A 17,965-nucleotide genomic window follows, 5' to 3' on the forward strand; every position below is an offset into this window, starting at 1 on the left:
TATTAAATAGAATTAGAGATGAAAAAATATACTATATACTTCTTCCTTTTCATGGCCATTGCCGGTGTTGGATGTAATAAATATCTTGATCATGCTCCTGATGATCGTACCAAATTAAATACGCCCACTAAAGTTGCTGAGCTATTGGTTACTGCTTATCCACGAGGTAATGCTGTTTTATTGTCCGAATCTATGTCCGATATTCCGGCATTTGTGAGTGCCCTCGGAATAGACTTCCCGGTAAACCAGAATGGCTATTACTGGAAGGATGTAGAGGCTGTTGATCAGGATAGCCCAACATATTACTGGAACGCTTGTTACACTGCAATTGCAACGGCCAATCAGGCCTTGGATGCAATTGAAAAAGCCTCGGATCCCCAGCAATATGCTGCGCAAAAAGGTGAGGCCCTGGTTGCAAGGGCGTATGCACATTTTATGCTGGTAACGTTTTTCTCGAAATGTTATGACCCTGCAACAGCAGAAACCGATCCCGGTATTCCTTACGTCACCACGCCGGAATCGGTTGTTTTTAAAAGCTACGAGCGTAAAACAGTGGCTTATACTTATCAGCAAATTGAAAAGGATCTGTTGGAGGGTATTCCACTGATACAGGATAAATACACGGTTCCTGCTTACCATTTTACCCGTAAGGCCGCCTATGCTTTTGCCTGCCGGTATTATCTGTTTAAAAAAAATATGGACAAAGTGATTGAGTATGCCAACCTTACCTTTCCGGCAAATAATTTTGCAGATAATGTAAGGCCATGGAAATCTTATGCTGCCTACAATGTCCAGGAATTGGAAACGGCTTATATGAATGCTGGTAATCCTGGCAACCTCTTGATCGGGGAAACTGTCTCGCGTTTGGCCAGAAACTATAAAAGGCCCATATATTCGATCAGTCAGAACCGTTTAAGGATCATATTGGCACCTGTAGGGGTAACATTTACTGCATTACCTATTTATTCCAACAGCTCAACCTATTATTACCTGATCAAATTTGCTGAACATTTTGTGCGTACCAGCATCAATGCTTCCAGTGGCACCGGCTATACGATGGTACCTTTGTTAACTACCGAAGAGGTTTTGTTAAACCGTGCTGAGGCTTATATTGTACAGGGTAAATATACAGAGGCGCTGGCGGATATGAATACAATGATCAGTACCCGCGTAACTGCTTATAGCCCGTCTGCAAATGACTTAACCGAAGCAAAAATAAAAAGCTATTATGCCAATGTAACCACTGATACCAAGCAGGCCTATATCAATGCGCTACTGGATATTAAAAAAGCTGAATTTGTACATGAAGGAATGCGCTGGCTGGATATTTTAAGACATAAATTACCGGTAGTTCACCGTGATGCCGCTGGTAACGAATTTAATTTAGCTGCTGAGGATAAACGGAAAGTATTGCAGATCCCTTCACAGGTTACTTTATCAGGTGTTGAACAAAATCCACGTTAACGAATAAATCAAATAACATGAAAAACTTTATATATACACTGGGTATTTTTTCTCTTTTGGGCTTAACGATAAGTTGTAAAAAGAGTGAGAACCTGGATAAGGAAATTGTTGGCCTTGGGGGCGACACCTGGGTGCAGGGAGCACTTGATCAATGGTTGTATACTAACTTTACGCAGCCTTTTAACATGTCTGTTAAATACAGATGGGATGGTACGGAATATGATCCTGCAAAGACGCTAACCCCACCAAAAGTTGAAAGGGTTCAACCTTTAATGGAAATGGTAAAAGCAGTCTGGATTGATCCATATGTATCGGAAAGTAATATGGATTTCATCAGAAAATACGGCCCAAAAAACTATGTGCTGGTAGGGAGTTTACAATATAATGTAGGTGGTACAGTAACTTTAGGGGAAGCAGAAGGAGGGGTAAAAGTAACCCTGTTTAATGTCAATAACTTCTCAAAAACCAACAGGGAGGTTTCTCAGCGGGTACTTAAAACCATCCATCATGAGTTTACGCATATTTTAAACCAAACCATTAGCTATCAGAAAGAATTTCCGCAGGTTACACCTGCAGGTTATACTGCCGACTGGAACAATACTACGCTGGTAAATGCCAATAATGCGGGATACATTACCCAGTATTCCCAAGCTTCACCAAATGAAGATTTTGCAGAAATGACATCAGTTATGCTGACAGAAGGAAAATCCTCTTACGATGCAATTGTAAACAGTATCGTAGTCCCTAAGCTCGATTCTATTCCCGATCCGGCCAATCCACCCTTCATCATTGTCAGGGAATTACCAAATACGGCTGCCCAGGCGGCCCTCAGGAAAAAAGAGCAGTTTGTAGTTTCTTACTTCAAAAGCAGTTACGGAATTGAATTCGCCCGTTTGCAAAACAAAGTAAACTATGCTTTGGCAGCAAATGCACCTTCTGATTTAGCTACATTATTCGGTAACCGCAAAAAGTATACTTCAATTTCTGTCGATCCTGACAATGTTCCTGGCATGTCGGCAAATTTTATGTCTACCTGGGCAACAACTAAAACAGGTCTTGCAGCGGTTGGTGGTCAAGGCAGGGTATTAAATAATTTTGTACTGTTTTTCTATCCCAGAGCTGGTGAACTGGTGTTGCGTATCAACTATGCCAATTCAACCGGTGTACTGGCCGCAAACTTTGTGTATAAGGTAGCTTATAACGCAAACAATCAGTTAACCCTGACCTATTTAAGGCGGGATGGAAATGCTGAGGTGATTGCACCGGGAGTGGTTGCATTAACCAATTACCTTACTTCAGGTAGTTTCGCGGTCAGCTGGCGTTATGATGCCAATTTCCTTGAATTCGGACAGTGGACAAAAGTTTCAGATCCTACTTCATCGTTTTTCGGGAATTTAGGTGTAATAAAATATTAGTCGTACATAACTAAAGCTAATGAAGATGAAAAAAATTTTAACATATATATTCCTGTTAACCGCTCTGATGTACGGTTGTAAAAAGGATAACGATCCGATTTTAGAGGATCCTGATACAAGACTTAGTGCCGAACTGGAAAAAGACCAGGCTTTATTGCTGTCTGCAAACGATGGCTGGCTGGCCACCATCTATCCCAAAGGGGGAAAGGGTTTTTCTTTCTATTTTAAATTTGCTGCAGATGGTAAGGTAACCATGCTGTCAGATTTCAATACCACTACCGCAGGAACCCCTGCCGAAAGTAGTTACAGACTTAAAGCCTTGCAACGGCCAACGTTGATTTTTGATGGCTATAACTATATCCATTTGCCGGCCGACCCAAATTCAGCAGTTAGTGGCGGTAGCAGCACAGCATTGGGACTGACTTCTGATTTTGAGTTTGCATTTACCGGGCAGGCCGGGGATACAGTCAAATTTGAGGGGATATTTAATAAGAATTATATGTCTATGGTAAAATTGTCAAATGCCCAGGCACAGACGATTTTAGCTGGCGGATTAAAAAAGATGATCGATGATGCCAATGCAGCGGTAACAGGAAAGATCCTGTTCATCATGCTGGATAATAAACAAATCCCTGTGTCACTTAGTGTTGCCGGCAAATCCGTTTCTATTGCCGGACAAACCAGTTCTGCCTTTGCTTTCGGTTTGAATGAACTGACGCTGAAAAACCCACTTAAATTTGGATCCTATAGCTTCGATAAAGTTTACTGGGAGCCTACAGACAAGTATTTTTACTTTTTAAACGGAAATGCAAAGGTTAAAATCGAGATTTCACCTGCACCGCTTCCATTGGAAACTACGCCTGCATTACATACCGTTTTGGGTACCCGCTGGACATCTATGCAAATAAATGTTGCCAATTTATCTGAGCTATCAGCCGACTTTCTGGCTAAATACAATGCAGCCAATGCATCCCTGGGTACTTTGCCTACTAATGGTGCACCAGGGGGAAGATATATAGAATACATCACCCTGCTGTTTAATCCTAATGGTACCGTCACGTTCCAGATCAGGTATAGAAATCCGGCGTCTCCATCCAGTTTCTTTAATGCAGATTTTATTTATAATATGGCGCTGGATGCGAACACAGGAATTGCGAAGTTTACCCTGGCAGCTACGCCAGCAGGGAATGCAAGTACCATCAGAACGTATGTTACTGCATTAACTGATTATTTTGCAGGTGCTAATTTTAAGATTGCTTACATCGCAGCAGGTGCTCCTTCGGGCGCAACTGTTGGCGGATTCTTAAATCAGAACAATCCCGCATCTTTCTTTTATGGGGTGTTGCAGCAATAACTGCTAATTAAAAATGGTAATAACGCGCTTAGCCAATAATAAAGCCTCGATGCAAATCGGGGCTTTATTATGAGAAAAAACTTATATATTCAGCCCATAGCTTTTTATGATTTAAATAGGTTTCAATGTCTTTAAATCGTTATTGTTAAAGATTGCAGACACGCGAATAGATGCCTTGGTATTTACTTTTAAATAAGTGAGGAATTTATTACCAAAATGAAAAAGAAACTTCTACTGGTTGTTATATATCTTGCTTTCGTCAGCCTTGGTTTACCTGATTCGCTATTAGGCCCAGCATGGCCGGCTATGTTTCGGGGTTTACATGTTCCAATCCACTTTGCGGGCATCTTATCTATGATTATCGCTGGTGGTACTGTTATTTCCAGTTTATTTAGTGGTCGTATTATAGACCATTTTGGGGTAGCTGCTGTTACTACTTTCAGTGTATTAATGACAGCAATAGCTTTATTGGGTTTTTCCCAATCTCAGCACTTTACATACTTGTGTTTACTTGCTATACCTCTTGGCCTTGGTGCCGGTTGTGTGGATGCCGCGCTTAATAATTATGTAGCACTGCACTATAAAGCAAAGCACATGAACTGGTTACATTGTTTTTGGGGTATTGGCGCAGCAATAGGTCCGATTATTATGTCAAAATATCTGGCATTAGGCGGATCATGGTCAGAAGGTTATTTGAGCGTTGGCTGGATACAAATTGTACTTGTCGTAATATTGTTTATAAGTACACCACTTTGGATTAAAAACATTGAAGAAAACCCAACCAAAGAAGGAATAGTGAGTAAATTATCGTTTAAAAAATTAATCAGTATTCCCGGGCTTAAACAAGCTTTGATTGTCTTTTTTTGTTATTGCACTATTGAAGCAACTTTCGGGTTATGGGGAGCAAGTTATCTTGTTTTTATTCGAAACTTTGAGCCTGAAGAAGCGGCTAAATTGGTTTCTTTATATTATGCCGGAATTACCATAGGCCGTTTTGTTTCTGGCTTTATGACCGAAAGAATAAGCAACCGACAATTGGTTTATACCGGGCAAGCAATTATCGCTCTTGGCCTGATTATAATCTTTTTGCCTTTCAAGAATGCATTATTACCTGGCTTTTTTCTCGTTGGTTTAGGCTGTGCACCTATCTTTCCAGGCTTACTGCATGAAACGCCCCGTAATTTTGGCGAAAAATATTCGCAGTCGATTATGGGAATACAAATGGCAAGTGCTTATATCGGTATCATGTTGATGCCTCTGCTGTTTGGAGAATTGGCAGGCCATGTTGGCTATGGTTTTTTGCTGTGGTTTATCGTAATGGTTTTGATAATCATGGTTTATATGACTAACCGCCTAAATAAGACCGTACAAAACAAGGAAAACAACATTATTGATCGATGAGGCCAAGGATAAAATATTTGATGCTTCCAAATCCATTAACGATATAGCCAATGAGTTGGGTTTCAAATATCAGCAACACTTTGCCAGGCTTTTTAAGCAAAAAACAGGGATGATACCAAATGAATACAGGAGTATGAATTAAGTATGTGCTATTGATTTTTCTGTGTTCGGTAGAAATCCCCGTATCGTGTTTGTTTAGTAAAGCGGAATGCCTGTGGTTTTTAAGCCGTGATTTTGATGATTGCATGTAGCCTTGCCTATTAACTAAGCCCATCATGGAAGATGATGCCAAGACTATGCCTGTCGCCCTCATGGAGCGGACTAACGCCATGTTTCATGTTCACCCGGTAATAACCTTTAGTGCCCTTCACCGGGCGGAAGTTCGTAGTGAAAATAACCATATCGCCACGATCAGGTTTTAATACATTTGCCTTAGATTGCCCACGGGGTATTTGTTCGGTTATGACAAATTCACCACCTGTATAATCCTGACCAGCCTGGTCAAGCATAAAAACCATTTGCATCGGGAAGAAAATCTCACCGTACAAATCCTGGTGCAGCGTATTAAAGCCACCCTTACCATATTTTAGGATTAGGACGGTAGGTTTTTCCTGCCCGTGTTCCCTGCAAAGTTTCTTCATCGCTTGATGGGTAGCGGGGAATTTTTTGTCGATGTTCAGTTCCTGCATCCACTGGTTGGCAACGGGCGCTATTTCGGCGTACACTTTTTCCCGCATGTTGGTAATCAGTTCGGGCAGTGGGTACTGAAAGTATTTGTACTCACCCAGACCAAAACGATAACGTTCCATGCTGATTGTTTTACGGTAGGTGTCGTCTGCATCGTATTCCGCAATCAGTGCATCGCATTCCGTTTCGTTCAATACATCCCGGACAATAACAAAACCCTTATCGTGCAATTCCTTTGTAATTTCCTGCCAGTCTTTAGCAGCTAACCGTGCTTCTATATTTTCCATAATCATGATTTTTAATGGTATAAAATTAGCTTTAGGGTGTCGGGTAGGAAATCCGAAACTTGCGGTATTTTATTACCTGTTTTCAATCCAATCTACCAATAGCTTACGCTCTGAAAAAACCATGGGCCGTTAAGCTTTACAAACTTGTCGTAGTAACGAATGGTGGCGACCATAAATTTTTGTCTGCCATCCTCGATGGTTAAATGATGAGCCATACAATAAGCAAAGCCCTCTAACTGTCCACCATAAGGTTATAAAATGCCTTTCCCTTTCAGTCTTAAATTCATTAACTATCCAAGATGATTGGAGAAAACTTTCATAAACAGACCTTGTAATATCAAAACATGTAAATTGATCAAATGATCTGTTGGTAACATGAGGAATGATATCGTCGATATGATAACCGTGCAAAATCCTAATGCTTGTAACTAACTTGCTATAGATAAAAACAATATAAGTCAGCATGTTCTTTCTTAAGCTATCGGTTGGCTGTTTTGCATCTTCCGAACTGTCAATGGAGCCTATCACATGCGCATAATCTGAAGCCACCTTGATTAAAACTTCTAGGTCGTCTTTGGTTTTTTTGTGAGATTTAATGTATGCATTTTGGGCCTTTGGCTATCCTAAATAACAAAAAAGCCCAACAAGATGCAAACGTTTAATTTCCGTTAAAATAGTTTCCTAGCAAGATGCATTTCGTTAAAGTACAAAAACATATAATAAAATGAAGCTCATCCTGGATAGCTTATTGAATAGTCTTTTGGGGCACCAATAGTAAGGTAAAAGAAAATTCAGATCCTTTCCCCAGTTCACTTTTCACACTTATTTCACTTTTATGGAGTTTGATAATTTCTGCAACTAAATATAGTCCTATGCCAAAACCGTTAACCTTGTTACCTGGGGTGTCATTAACGCGGAAAAACCGTTTAAACAGTTGCTTTTGATTGTCTTTGCTTATTCCTATGCCTTTATCCTGAACACATATTTCAACCGAGTCGCCCTTGATTTTGCAGTTGATTTTTATCGGAGAATTGTCCTTGGAATATTTAATTGCATTATTGATTAAATTAGTCAGAACCCATCCTATTTTATCTCTGTCGGCACATACATCGATAAGTGGTGGACAATTGAGTTCAATTGGAAATGCAGGAGCAACGGTTTGGCTTTCTGTAATCAGCTCGTCAAGTAATTCATTTAATGAAAAAGAAGCAACATTGATAAACATTCGATTTTCTTCTATCCTGGAAAGGTCCAGGAAGTCGGTAATCATCGATGTCATTTTAACGGTCTGGGCCTTCGCCCGTTCCAACAAATCGGAAAGGGTTTTGTCTTCATTTTTTAAACTACGAACCAGGGCCAATTGTATAAAAGCATGCATTGTCGTCAACGGCGTTTTGAGTTCATGGCTCAATAAGGATATAAAATCTTTCTTCTGTGCTTCTTGCTGCTTTTTATCGGTAATATCCCTTGCAATCTTGGAAACTCCTATTATTTTTCCGTTCAAATCCCTTACAGGTGAAATTGTCAAAGAAACGTCGATCAGACTACCGGATTTGGTTACCCTTTTGGTTTCAAAATTTTCAATACGGTTTCCATTCCGTAGTTGACTTAAAATCTGAGGTTCTTCTTCTTTTCTGTCGTCAGGAATTAATTTCATGATCGATTGACCAATCATTTCATCTGCCGAATATCCAAATATATGCTCAGCCGAATGGTTCCAGCTTGTTACAATACCTGTTAAATCTTTACTTATGATTGCATCATAAGAAGAATCTACAATTGCCACAAGCATGGCATTTTTTGCTTCTGCCAGCTCAAGTGCCGTGATTAGTTCTGCGTGTTTATTTCCTATACTATTCAATATATGTCCTTTAATGGCTCAATTTACTGGATTAGAAACCTAAAATACAGTTAAAAACTATAAGGTTATAACAAAGCAACAATGAAAGTTGACTTTGAACCTGACCGGCAATATTTTTTTGATACTTGAAACTCCATTTTATCTGCCTTATCAAATGATTAAATGTGAATTTTAACGCATTCCACCAGGAAGGGTGTTTGAGCCTCCATTGTCAATTTTGATTGCGCAATGCATGATGTGAAGATTCAAACATGTTATCTGGACAATTTGGAGCAATTACCAATAAAAAAAAGTTAATCAATCAACGCCCCGGATATGGAGACGGGAGAATAGAGTTAATCGTTAAAAATTAACGCCATACAGATGACGCGCCGAGTAAGTCTTGCCCTGGAGAAAACTTTTTTTTGCATTTTGGGTTATGGTAATAATCAAAACGTTAAACTATGAAAAAGTTATTTTTTGTATTGGCCGTCTACGGATCAGCCCTGGTTTTCCAGAGTTGTGGGAACAGTAACCAAAACGCCACAAAAACTTCTGATACTTCGATGATCGCTACTGACTCTACCTTTACTGCAGATAATACTATGCCTCTTCCGGCAGATAGTGATACCAGTTTTGCTAACAAAGCTGCAGTCGGTGGAATAGCTGAAGTGACTTTCGGTAAACTTGCAGAAGCAAAAGCGAGCAGTGCTGCCGTTAAGGATTTTGCTGCGATGATGATAAAGGATCATGGGAAAGCTAATGAGGAGTTAAAGACCATTGCTGCCACTAAGAATATTACACTGCCTGCTGGCCTTGATCCTGAACATGCGAAAAAGCAGCAGGAACTAGAAGCTAAATCTGGCGCAGAATTCGAAAGCGCCTATGTGAAGGCAATGGTTGAGGGACATGAAAAAACACTGGCATTAATGGAGGACGGTAGTCAAAATTGTAAGGACGCAGATCTGAAAGGCTTTGCGACAAAAACTGCCCCGGTTGTTAAACACCATCTTAATATGATTAAGAAAATTCAGGAGGGCCTAAAATAATATGGCACTACAGTGCGAACCCGGGCAAATTCCTGACTTTGGTTTTCTTATTGGTAATAAGTTGTCCTGTGAAAGATACTCAAGAAATTAACTCAAGAGATTTCTAGGAAACCGATTCCCTGGCAGAACGTTATTGTTGCGCAGGGATGCCAACAGGTAGTTGGCCGATGCCGGAATAAGCCATGGCAGAAGATTTGATACTTCCGGGAAGGCGGTCTGCGGGCCACCCCAAAAGAACTCAAACAGATGAATTTCCCCGGATACCTTATTTCTGAAAATATTAATCTATTTATGAAACAGTATATCATTGGTTGTTCTGGGTTTCATTATAAGCATTGGAGGGGGATTTTTTATCCGGAGAAGCTTGCAGTGAAATACTGGTTTGAATTCTACTTCAGGCATTTCTCCACCCTTGAACTAAATGTAACTTTTTACAGATTTCCTAAATTATCCACCTTGCAGCAGTGGTATGATCGCGCCCCGGATGATTTTATCTTTTCGGTAAAAGTTCCCCGGTCGATAACGCACTTTAAAAAGTTAAATGATACTTCCCGGATGGTTGAAGAATTTTACAGTCTGGTCAGGGAGGGCTTAAAAAACAAATTGGGTAGCGTGCTGTTCCAGTTTCCGCCTAACTTTTCCGCTTCTGATATACATATACAGCGACTGGTACGAAGTGTGGATCCGTCATTTGAAAACGTAGCCGAGTTTCGGCATCCCAGCTGGTGGAATGAGCAGGTGATAGCTGAACTAGGTGAACATCGGATCGCATTCTGTGGCATGTCTCATCCGGATCTTCCGGATAGCGTTGTAGGGAATACGGATCACCTTTATTATCGTATGCATGGCCGTCAGCAGCTCTATGTTTCTGACTATGATGAGAAAGTACTATCGGATATTGTGGATCAGATTGAGAGGATGCCGAAGATTAAACGTGCCTATATTTATTTTAATAATGATGTGCTGGGATATGCCATTGAAAATGCCATCACTATGATTCAATTAGCTAGTCTTCGAAACATCAAATGATGGAACCATCTGCATTAGCACTTTCCTTCATAGTGGGTTGTCTTGATAAAAAAAAGCCGTTCACGTTTTCGCATGCACGGCCCTTCAAATTAAGGTGTTCAGTTTCAGTCCGCTGCTGCATTAGCCTCAGATAAACTGACTTTCCGCGCCCTGAATATCTCTGAGTTCATCAACGAACAATTCATGCAGGTGTGCATTTGGCATCCCCGCAGAACCATTTCAGTTATGAGCGCCCCTACCAGACTACAATCATCACGCAATTTAGGGAATGGACCGAAAAATGTAAACGCGTACCTAAAGCAGTATCATCGGCAGACTACCTTTTTTAAAAAGTAAAAACATAGTTGCATATGATGGTTGTATGGAAAAATTAAATTTATGGAAACTATGACATCAGAGAAAAAGAGCGTAAGTCACTTGATTTGAGCCAGGCACAGCTATGACCAACCCTTTCTTTTAAAAGCTGCTGCACGTGCCTGCTGCAGTAATGAGCTCGGGACCTTATCTATGTATTTGAAAAACCATAAATGCATCACACCTAAGCGATTTGGTTAGGTCAACTGATCGGCGTCACATAATATTAAATCAATTATTAATACTATTGATTTGTAAATTGGTAAATTGGGAACCATCGTACTAATTTAAAAACTACTAAAGTCATCCCAGACCATGAGTTTTGAATCCGAATTAATAAAATATAAGCAAAAAATAGCAACTATCCTGGAGAGCTTCACAGACGCCTTTTTTGAGGTAGACCTGGATTGGACTGTTACTTACTGGAATAAAGAATGTGAGCGCCTGCTGGATAAGTCAAAGTCGGATATTATTGGAAAAAATCTTTGGAAGGAGTTTAGCAAAGCTATTTCTCTAAAATTTTATACGGAATATCATAAGGCCATGCGTGAAAAAGTAGCTGTCAGATTTCAGGAATACTGGCCGCAAAAAAAGATGTGGGTTGAGGTCAGTGCATTTCCATCTGGCGAAGGCTTATCAGTTTATTTCAAAGACATTACGGAATGGAAGCGGATTACCCGACAGCTGGAAAGAGAAAAAAAAAGGTACTATGACCTTTTTAATCATAGTCCTTTGCCGCAATGGGTGTATGATTTTAAAACGTTATCAATTTTACAGGTCAATGATGCTGCCATTAAGCAATATGGCTATAGCCGAAGGGAATTCCTGAAAATGACATTGATAGATATCCGGCCACCAGAAGACGTAAGCACTTTCACGCAAATTTTAGATAATGATATTTTAAAAGGCCGTTTTAATTCCTCAGTTGTACGTCACCGAAAAAAAAACGGTGATGTTATTTTTGTTTCAGTTGATGGGAACTCTGTTTTCTTTGATAACAAAAACGCACGTCTGGTGATGGCGGTAGATCAGACAGAACAGATTAAGGCTGAGCTTGAACTTGGCAGAAGTGAGCAACGGTTTAAGGCGCTGGTTCAGGATGGATCTGATCTGATCGGGATATTAGACGAACAGGGCAACTATAAGTATGTTAGTCCTACTACGAAACAGATACTCGGAATTGAGACTGCTCATTTTATTGGTAAAAATGCTTTTGAATTTATCCATCCAGACGACAGGTCTGCAACATTGTCACAATTTGAGCAGCTCGCAAATGAAAAGCGGGTTAAATTATTACCCTTTCGTTTCGTCGATGGCAAAGGAAAATACAGATGGATTGAAACCGTAGTGACCAACATGCTTGATGACCCGGCTATTGAAGGGATTGTATCAAATTCCAGGGATATTACGGACCGGGTAGAAGGTGAGCTGAAAACGGAGCAGCTCCTAAACCGGTTTAATATTGTTGCGAAGGCTACGAGCGATGCCATCTGGGACTGGGATATATCAACTGGAAAAATACAGTGGAACCAGGCAATTAAAGGTGTTTATGGTTATCGAGATACCTGCTTTGATATAAATTGGTGGGAGCAACAGGTTCATCCGGATGATATCCAGAATGTGCAGCAACAATTCGATAGATTGACCCAGAGCAAACAATCAAGACTTCAGCTTGAATATCGCTTTCGGTGTGCAGATGGAACTTACAAATGCGTGCTGGACAGATCTTTCGTGCTCTTTAATCAGGAGGGGAAGCCAACCAGGATGATTGGGTCTATGGAAGACATCACAGAGCGGATTGCTCACATCAAAGCGATTGAAGAACAAAATACCCGTTTACATGAAATCGCATGGATTCAGGCACATGATGTGCGTGCGCCACTGGCTAAGATAATTGGATTGGTAAATCTGTTAGAAGGTGATATGAACCAAGAAGCGTTGGGCAACATCATCAACCATTTAAAATGCTCAACGCGTGATCTGGACCAGGTGATCAACAGATTAATTAACAAACCTGATTAGCTTTGGTCTACCTGCTTGGGCTTAACCTCTGGTAAAAAGGATATAGTCAAAACCTGCCGCTTACCAATAACAATTCCATGTCGGGCATTGGAAAGAAAAAATCAAGGGGATAGGCAGCGAGCATTATTATCTGAATGATGGCCAGTGGGAATATATCATGAAACATTTTGATTTTGAATATATTCCATCATATCTACTGTATAATAAAAAAGGATTGCTCGAAAAAAAATCGAAGCATTTCCTGGAAATGACAAAGTGAAAAAGCTGATTAATGGCTTGTTGTAAATGAGTACTATTGATTTGAAGGGGGAGGGCAGACTTTTTGAGGTTCGGTTATTATTGCCGGGAAAATATATGGCATGGCAGTACATTTGTAAATTTTGCACCCCTGATTGGCATTCTTTCCTTATCTTTGCCCTATGAAAAGGATTGCATTTGTCTTCATTTTTATAGTGCTATCAGCAATAGCAGTAAGCAATACAGCCAATGCGCAATGTGCCATGTGTACGGTTAGTGCCGAACAAAGTGTTAAAAATGGCAATACCCAGGGTAAAGGATTAAATTCCGGCATACTCTATCTGTTAGCGATCCCTTACCTTTTAATTACCGGGATTGGAATATTATGGTATGTAAAATATCGTAAAAAGTCGGTAAGCTATGCAGAAAACATCTAAACTATATGCCATAGTACACGGCAAATGTCCTCAATGCCGCCGTGGAGATATCTTTACCGGAAGTTTATACGGTTTCAATGTACAGCGTACCAATACGGTTTGCCCGCATTGCGGACAGCGGTTTGAAATAGAACCCGGATATTTTTATGCCGCTATGTACGTGAGCTATGCGATGAACTGCGCCGAGATGATAGCCCTTGGTGTGGCCACTTATGTATTATCAGGCGGAAACCTTGAATTTGAATCGTTGTGGCTATACCTCACTGTAATTTTTACAGGATGTTTACTTTTGGCACCTTTTAACTATCGCTATTCACGAGTGATTTTATTACATTGGCTTTCTCCAAAAATAAAGTATAACGCCTATTACGATAAGCCATGATTAAGCAAGAAACACTCGCTTTTATAACCGACGTAGCACGAAACAACAACAGGGAATGGTTTGCTGAAAACAAAGAAAGGTATGAAGTTGCCAAAGCTGATGTGCTGTCTTTTGTTGAGCAGCTCATACCGCGGCTGGCGGCAGTAGATCCAGCTTTTTCTATAGATACCCCTGCTAAAAAATGCTTACTGCGCATTTACAGGGATGTGCGTTTCAGCAAAAATAAGGATCCCTATAAAAATAACTTTGGGATTTCATTTAACGTTAAAGGCAATGATATCCATGGTCCGGGTTATTACCTGCACATACAGCCTGGCGAATGTTTTTTTGCTGCCGGATTTTGGATGCCGGAAGCTGCTATCCTTAAAAAGATAAGAGAAGAAATTGATTACAATGCTACCGAGTTCCTGGACATCATCAATGACAAAAGCTTTAAAAGTATCTATCACCTGAGCAAAGAGGATACCCTTAAAAATGCACCTAAAGGCTATGAAACAGATCATCCCCAAATCGAATTTTTAAGGTTGAAGAGCTTTATCGCGATTTACCCTTTAAAAGATGAAGACTTTTTAAAACCGGGAATCGTTGATAAGTTGAAAACTGCTTTTGAAAGTGTTTATCCATTTCTCTTATTTTTGAGGAAAGCTGTTGACCAGTAAAGTTTATTATATACACACAAATGAAGAAAATCCTTTTATTTTTATTTGCCGGATTACTGGCCAGTGCTTTCAGTTCCTGCGTGATCCTTTCTCCGAAAAAATACAAGTCTCTGCTGGCCAAACAGGATTCCCTGAACAAGGGCTGGAATGAGTCGCAATTGATGAACGAAAACCTGGAAGGCCTGATTGCTAAACTCAGAAAAGATACTACTGGACTGAGCAGTGCGCTAAACGACATGAAGAGCAGGTATTCGGAAATGGACAACAACTATTCAAAATTACGCAGCAACAGCTCTACTGAGATCAACAAGCTGTCTGCCGATCTGAAAAAACGTGAGCAACGGCTAAAAGAAGTAGAAGAAATTTTGCGGAAGCGCGATGAAGCTACCAATAAGCTCAAAGAGAAACTACAGCAGGCCCTGCTTGGATTTACCCAGAGAGGTTTAACTGTAGAAATCAAGAATGGCAAGGTGTATGTATCCTTAACCGATAAGCTATTGTTCCCTTCGGGAAGTATCATTATAGATGAAAAAGGTAAGCAGGCCTTAACGCAGCTGGCCGATGTATTGAAGCAACAGCCGGAAATAAATATTGCGGTTGAAGGGCATACGGACTCACAAAGGATTACCAACCTGGGGCAGATCAAGGACAACTGGGACCTGAGTGTGTTAAGGTCTACTTCGGTGGTGCGGTTCCTGACCGAGATCTGTAAAGTACAGCCAGTAAGGATGACCGCTACAGGCAAGGGAGAGTTTCAGCCATTGGGACCAAATACCAGCGCCGAAAGCCGCAGTAAAAACAGGAGAATTGAGATTGTACTTTCTCCGAAACTGGATGAATTGTACGACCTGATCAAGCAGTAAGAACAGCATTGATTTATAGAAATGAGCCGGTAGAGCAGAAATGCTTTTACCGGCTCATTTTTGTTTTATTTAATTTGTTTTTATATATTCGGGTACGTAACCAATCAACATGACCAGATCTACCTATGCTGATTTAAGTGACAGGCAATTGCTTGATTTATTACAGGAAGGTAATGAACGGGCCCTGTCTGAAATATATGAGCGCTACTGGTCTAAATTATATTTACAGGCTTACAATGTCATCCGGGACCGGCAGGTTTCAGAAGATATTGTCCAGGAAATAATTGTACAGCTATGGGTAAAGCGTTCGGTAAACCAAATCGATTGTTTAAAGGCTTACCTGTACACTTGTGTCAAATATCAGGTCTTTAAAGCATTACCGCTGGTAAAACACAAACCTGTAATCTATCCTGATCACTTTTCTTTTGTGAACGACACAGATAGCCCGCTGATTACCAAAGATATTCAGCGATTATTGGACGAAGCAATAGCAAACTTACCTTTAAAATGCCGTAACGTATTTAACCTGAGCAGAAAGGACCACCTTTCTACCAAGGAAGTGGCCATGCGTTTGGGGATTACCCCAAAAACAGTTGAAAACCAGCTGACAATTGCATTAAGGCGCATCAGGTTTGCATTAGATAAAGTGCTGTTGCTTGCCCTGGTAATTGGTAGCATCAGGCTGTAACAATTTCCTCAACCAATTTAAAATATTTTAAATCTCTTTTGGGGGTACAGACCATTATTTAGTACTTACAGTAATTAACCATGAACAGAACCGAATTTGAACATTTAGCGAAAGAATATCTGGAGGGTAGCATTAGCCCAGGAGACGAAAAACGTTTGCTTGCTTATTATGATGCCATACAGCAAAAGGATATGGACTGGGACGAGGAAGAAATGGGTCCGCAGCAACAGCTGAAAATGGAACTGTACCAGAAAGTGCTGGAGGATATTGCCCGACATGAGGAATTAAAGCCTGCAGGCAAACCAGGCCTTGTCCGGTTGAACTGGATTGCTGTAGCTGCCGTACTTGCGGTGGCATCGATGACCTTCTTTTTTTATGTTAAAAAAGCATCATTGCCTCCCGTTAAACATGTTAGTGCTGGTATAGAGGATGTATTGCCAGGAGGGAACAAGGCCGTTCTGACACTGGCCGATGGCTCTGAAGTAAGCCTTGACGATACCGAAGATGGCGTGGTAACCACCCAGGGGAATATCATTGTAGATAAAAATAAGGATGGACAACTGATTTATCGTGTCCGATCAGCAGGAGGAAACAGCGCCGAGGCGAAACCGGTTTACAATACCATCCGGACACCTCATGGTGGCCAATATCAGCTGGTGTTATCAGACCAGACAAAAGTATGGCTCAATGCAGGTTCGTCTATTAAGTTCCCTACGGTCTTTATCGGTAATGAAAGGTGTGTAACGGTTAAAGGTGAAGCATATTTTGAAGTTGCCAAAGATAAACGAAGGCCTTTCAAAGTGTTTAGTGCGCAACAGCAGATAGAAGTATTGGGCACCCATTTTAATGTGAATGCTTATGAAGATGAGGCAGAGGTAAAAACTACCTTGCTTGAAGGGGCTGTAAAGATAGTTTATGGCAATTTAAGTCGTGTGATTAAACCCGGACAGCAGGCCCGTTTATTGGAAGAAACCGGCAAAATGGAGTTGGCCGAGGTGGACATAGAAGAGGCCGTTTCCTGGAAAAACGGATATTTTATGTTCGACAATGAAGACATCCATAGCGTTATGCGCAAAATATCGCGCTGGTATGATGTAGAGGTAGTCTTTTTAAATAATCAGATCAGCGAAAGGTTTGGGGGTACGGTTTCAAAATTCGAAAACGTATCGCAGGTGCTTAAAATATTAGAAGTAACAGGAACTATTCATTTTAAAATTGATGGAAGGAGAATAATCGTTATGCAATAAAAAAAAATACCTATAAAATCGGGACAAAAAACAGGGGCGGTTGGAACGCCCCTGTAAAATTGAGCTCCCATTAAATAAAGCAAGCATTAATCACAACTCAAATTATTCAAATGTATGCTGTGCCACGCACTAAACAAAAGAAAAAGTTTAAAAGCTTTTAAGGCGATGGAGGAAGGCCCTCCGCGCGCGTTGACAGACAACGCGAGTAAACCACTTACTGGTGCTGTATTTCGAAAGATTATGGTGCTGAACGAGTAAGCAAAAGGCGGGAGGGATACCCGTCAGGTAGGTAACTGGGAGTTGAACGAAAGTGAACCTCTGTAATAAAATGTCGATAGTTTGTTATACGCTGCCAAAACCGATGGTCTTCATACTGACCCGGGATAAGCTCAGAAGCAGTAAACTGGGGTGGTCTGAGCGGCAAGCCGGCATATAGGAGGCAAGAACCAGTTGCGGGCGCCTTAAAGGAACGTGGGAACTCAGGTGCAAAGACGATAAGAGGGAAAGCACAAGCCGTAGCAAGCGAGGCAAATACCAAGTCAGCACGTGG

17 protein-coding genes are annotated in these 17,965 nt (G+C 40.8%); 15 read left to right on the forward strand and 2 right to left on the reverse strand.

Features of this window, described 5'->3' with window-relative positions; genetic code table 11:
- Positions 1 to 18 precede the first annotated feature (18 nt).
- The 5 genes from HDC92_RS19160 (at position 19) to HDC92_RS19180 (ending at position 5,776) form a co-directional block, all read left to right on the forward strand.
- Positions 19 to 1,464: a RagB/SusD family nutrient uptake outer membrane protein gene (locus HDC92_RS19160; protein WP_012780484.1), complete on the forward strand. Its 1,446-nt coding sequence runs from the start codon at positions 19 to 21 to the stop codon at positions 1,462 to 1,464.
- A gap of 17 nt (positions 1,465 to 1,481) precedes the next feature.
- Positions 1,482 to 2,879 carry a putative zinc-binding metallopeptidase gene (locus tag HDC92_RS19165; RefSeq protein WP_012780485.1) on the forward strand — a complete coding sequence of 466 codons (1,398 nt, stop codon included), beginning with the start codon at positions 1,482 to 1,484 and terminating at the stop codon, positions 2,877 to 2,879.
- A gap of 25 nt (positions 2,880 to 2,904) precedes the next feature.
- Positions 2,905 to 4,233, forward strand: a complete 1,329-nt coding sequence (locus HDC92_RS19170; RefSeq protein ID WP_183876695.1) for a DUF4302 domain-containing protein — start codon at positions 2,905 to 2,907, stop codon at positions 4,231 to 4,233.
- A 216-nt stretch (positions 4,234 to 4,449) separates the two neighbouring features.
- The gene (locus tag HDC92_RS19175; RefSeq protein ID WP_183876696.1) at positions 4,450 to 5,634 is read left to right on the forward strand and encodes an MFS transporter; all 1,185 of its coding nucleotides are present in this window, start codon (positions 4,450 to 4,452) and stop codon (positions 5,632 to 5,634) included.
- On the forward strand, positions 5,624 to 5,776 hold the full coding sequence (locus HDC92_RS19180) for a helix-turn-helix domain-containing protein (protein WP_221270985.1): 153 nt from the start codon (positions 5,624 to 5,626) through the stop codon (positions 5,774 to 5,776). The genes HDC92_RS19175 and HDC92_RS19180 overlap by 11 nt, the downstream gene beginning before the upstream one ends.
- A 118-nt stretch (positions 5,777 to 5,894) precedes the next feature.
- On the opposite strand, the gene HDC92_RS19185 is transcribed toward HDC92_RS19180, so the two are convergent.
- Entirely contained in the window at positions 5,895 to 6,608 is a 714-nt protein-coding gene (locus HDC92_RS19185) for a 2OG-Fe(II) oxygenase (RefSeq protein WP_255484598.1), read from the reverse strand.
- 745 nt (positions 6,609 to 7,353) lie between these two features.
- The gene (locus HDC92_RS19190; protein WP_183876698.1) at positions 7,354 to 8,469 is read right to left on the reverse strand and encodes a sensor histidine kinase; all 1,116 of its coding nucleotides are present in this window, start codon (positions 8,467 to 8,469) and stop codon (positions 7,354 to 7,356) included.
- A gap of 443 nt (positions 8,470 to 8,912) precedes the next feature.
- Here HDC92_RS19190 and HDC92_RS19195 point away from each other — a divergent pair, with 443 nt between their 5' ends.
- The 10 genes from HDC92_RS19195 (at position 8,913) to HDC92_RS19240 (ending at position 17,673) form a co-directional block, all read left to right on the forward strand.
- Positions 8,913 to 9,497, forward strand: a complete 585-nt coding sequence (locus tag HDC92_RS19195; RefSeq protein ID WP_183876699.1) for a DUF4142 domain-containing protein — start codon at positions 8,913 to 8,915, stop codon at positions 9,495 to 9,497.
- A gap of 291 nt (positions 9,498 to 9,788) precedes the next feature.
- Positions 9,789 to 10,526, forward strand: coding sequence for a DUF72 domain-containing protein (locus HDC92_RS19200; RefSeq protein ID WP_183876700.1), 738 nt, complete (start codon positions 9,789 to 9,791; stop codon positions 10,524 to 10,526).
- A gap of 669 nt (positions 10,527 to 11,195) precedes the next feature.
- Positions 11,196 to 12,902 (forward strand): PAS domain S-box protein, encoded by a 1,707-nt coding sequence (locus HDC92_RS19205; protein ID WP_183876701.1) that lies wholly within the window; start codon positions 11,196 to 11,198, stop codon positions 12,900 to 12,902.
- 419 nt (positions 12,903 to 13,321) lie between these two features.
- A complete protein-coding gene (locus HDC92_RS19210; RefSeq protein WP_012780499.1) occupies positions 13,322 to 13,576 on the forward strand; it encodes a hypothetical protein in 255 nt (84 codons plus the stop codon).
- Positions 13,560 to 13,958, forward strand: coding sequence for a DUF983 domain-containing protein (locus HDC92_RS19215; protein ID WP_012780500.1), 399 nt, complete (start codon positions 13,560 to 13,562; stop codon positions 13,956 to 13,958). Before HDC92_RS19210 ends, HDC92_RS19215 begins: the two co-directional genes overlap by 17 nt.
- A complete protein-coding gene (locus HDC92_RS19220; protein ID WP_183876702.1) occupies positions 13,955 to 14,617 on the forward strand; it encodes a DUF2461 domain-containing protein in 663 nt (220 codons plus the stop codon). Before HDC92_RS19215 ends, HDC92_RS19220 begins: the two co-directional genes overlap by 4 nt.
- A gap of 20 nt (positions 14,618 to 14,637) precedes the next feature.
- A complete protein-coding gene (locus HDC92_RS19225) occupies positions 14,638 to 15,480 on the forward strand; it encodes a flagellar motor protein MotB (protein WP_183876703.1) in 843 nt (280 codons plus the stop codon).
- 109 nt (positions 15,481 to 15,589) lie between these two features.
- Complete coding sequence (locus HDC92_RS19230) at positions 15,590 to 16,168, forward strand: sigma-70 family RNA polymerase sigma factor (RefSeq protein ID WP_183876704.1); 579 nt, start codon at positions 15,590 to 15,592, stop codon at positions 16,166 to 16,168.
- An 80-nt stretch (positions 16,169 to 16,248) separates the two neighbouring features.
- Complete coding sequence (locus HDC92_RS19235; RefSeq protein WP_012780504.1) at positions 16,249 to 17,415, forward strand: FecR family protein; 1,167 nt, start codon at positions 16,249 to 16,251, stop codon at positions 17,413 to 17,415.
- Between the two features lie 114 nt (positions 17,416 to 17,529).
- The gene (locus tag HDC92_RS19240) at positions 17,530 to 17,673 is read left to right on the forward strand and encodes a hypothetical protein (RefSeq protein WP_183876705.1); all 144 of its coding nucleotides are present in this window, start codon (positions 17,530 to 17,532) and stop codon (positions 17,671 to 17,673) included.
- Positions 17,674 to 17,965: the final 292 nt, after the last annotated feature.

The sequence above is a fragment of the Pedobacter sp. AK017 genome, from assembly GCF_014200825.1.
Classification (GTDB): domain Bacteria; phylum Bacteroidota; class Bacteroidia; order Sphingobacteriales; family Sphingobacteriaceae; genus Pedobacter; species Pedobacter heparinus.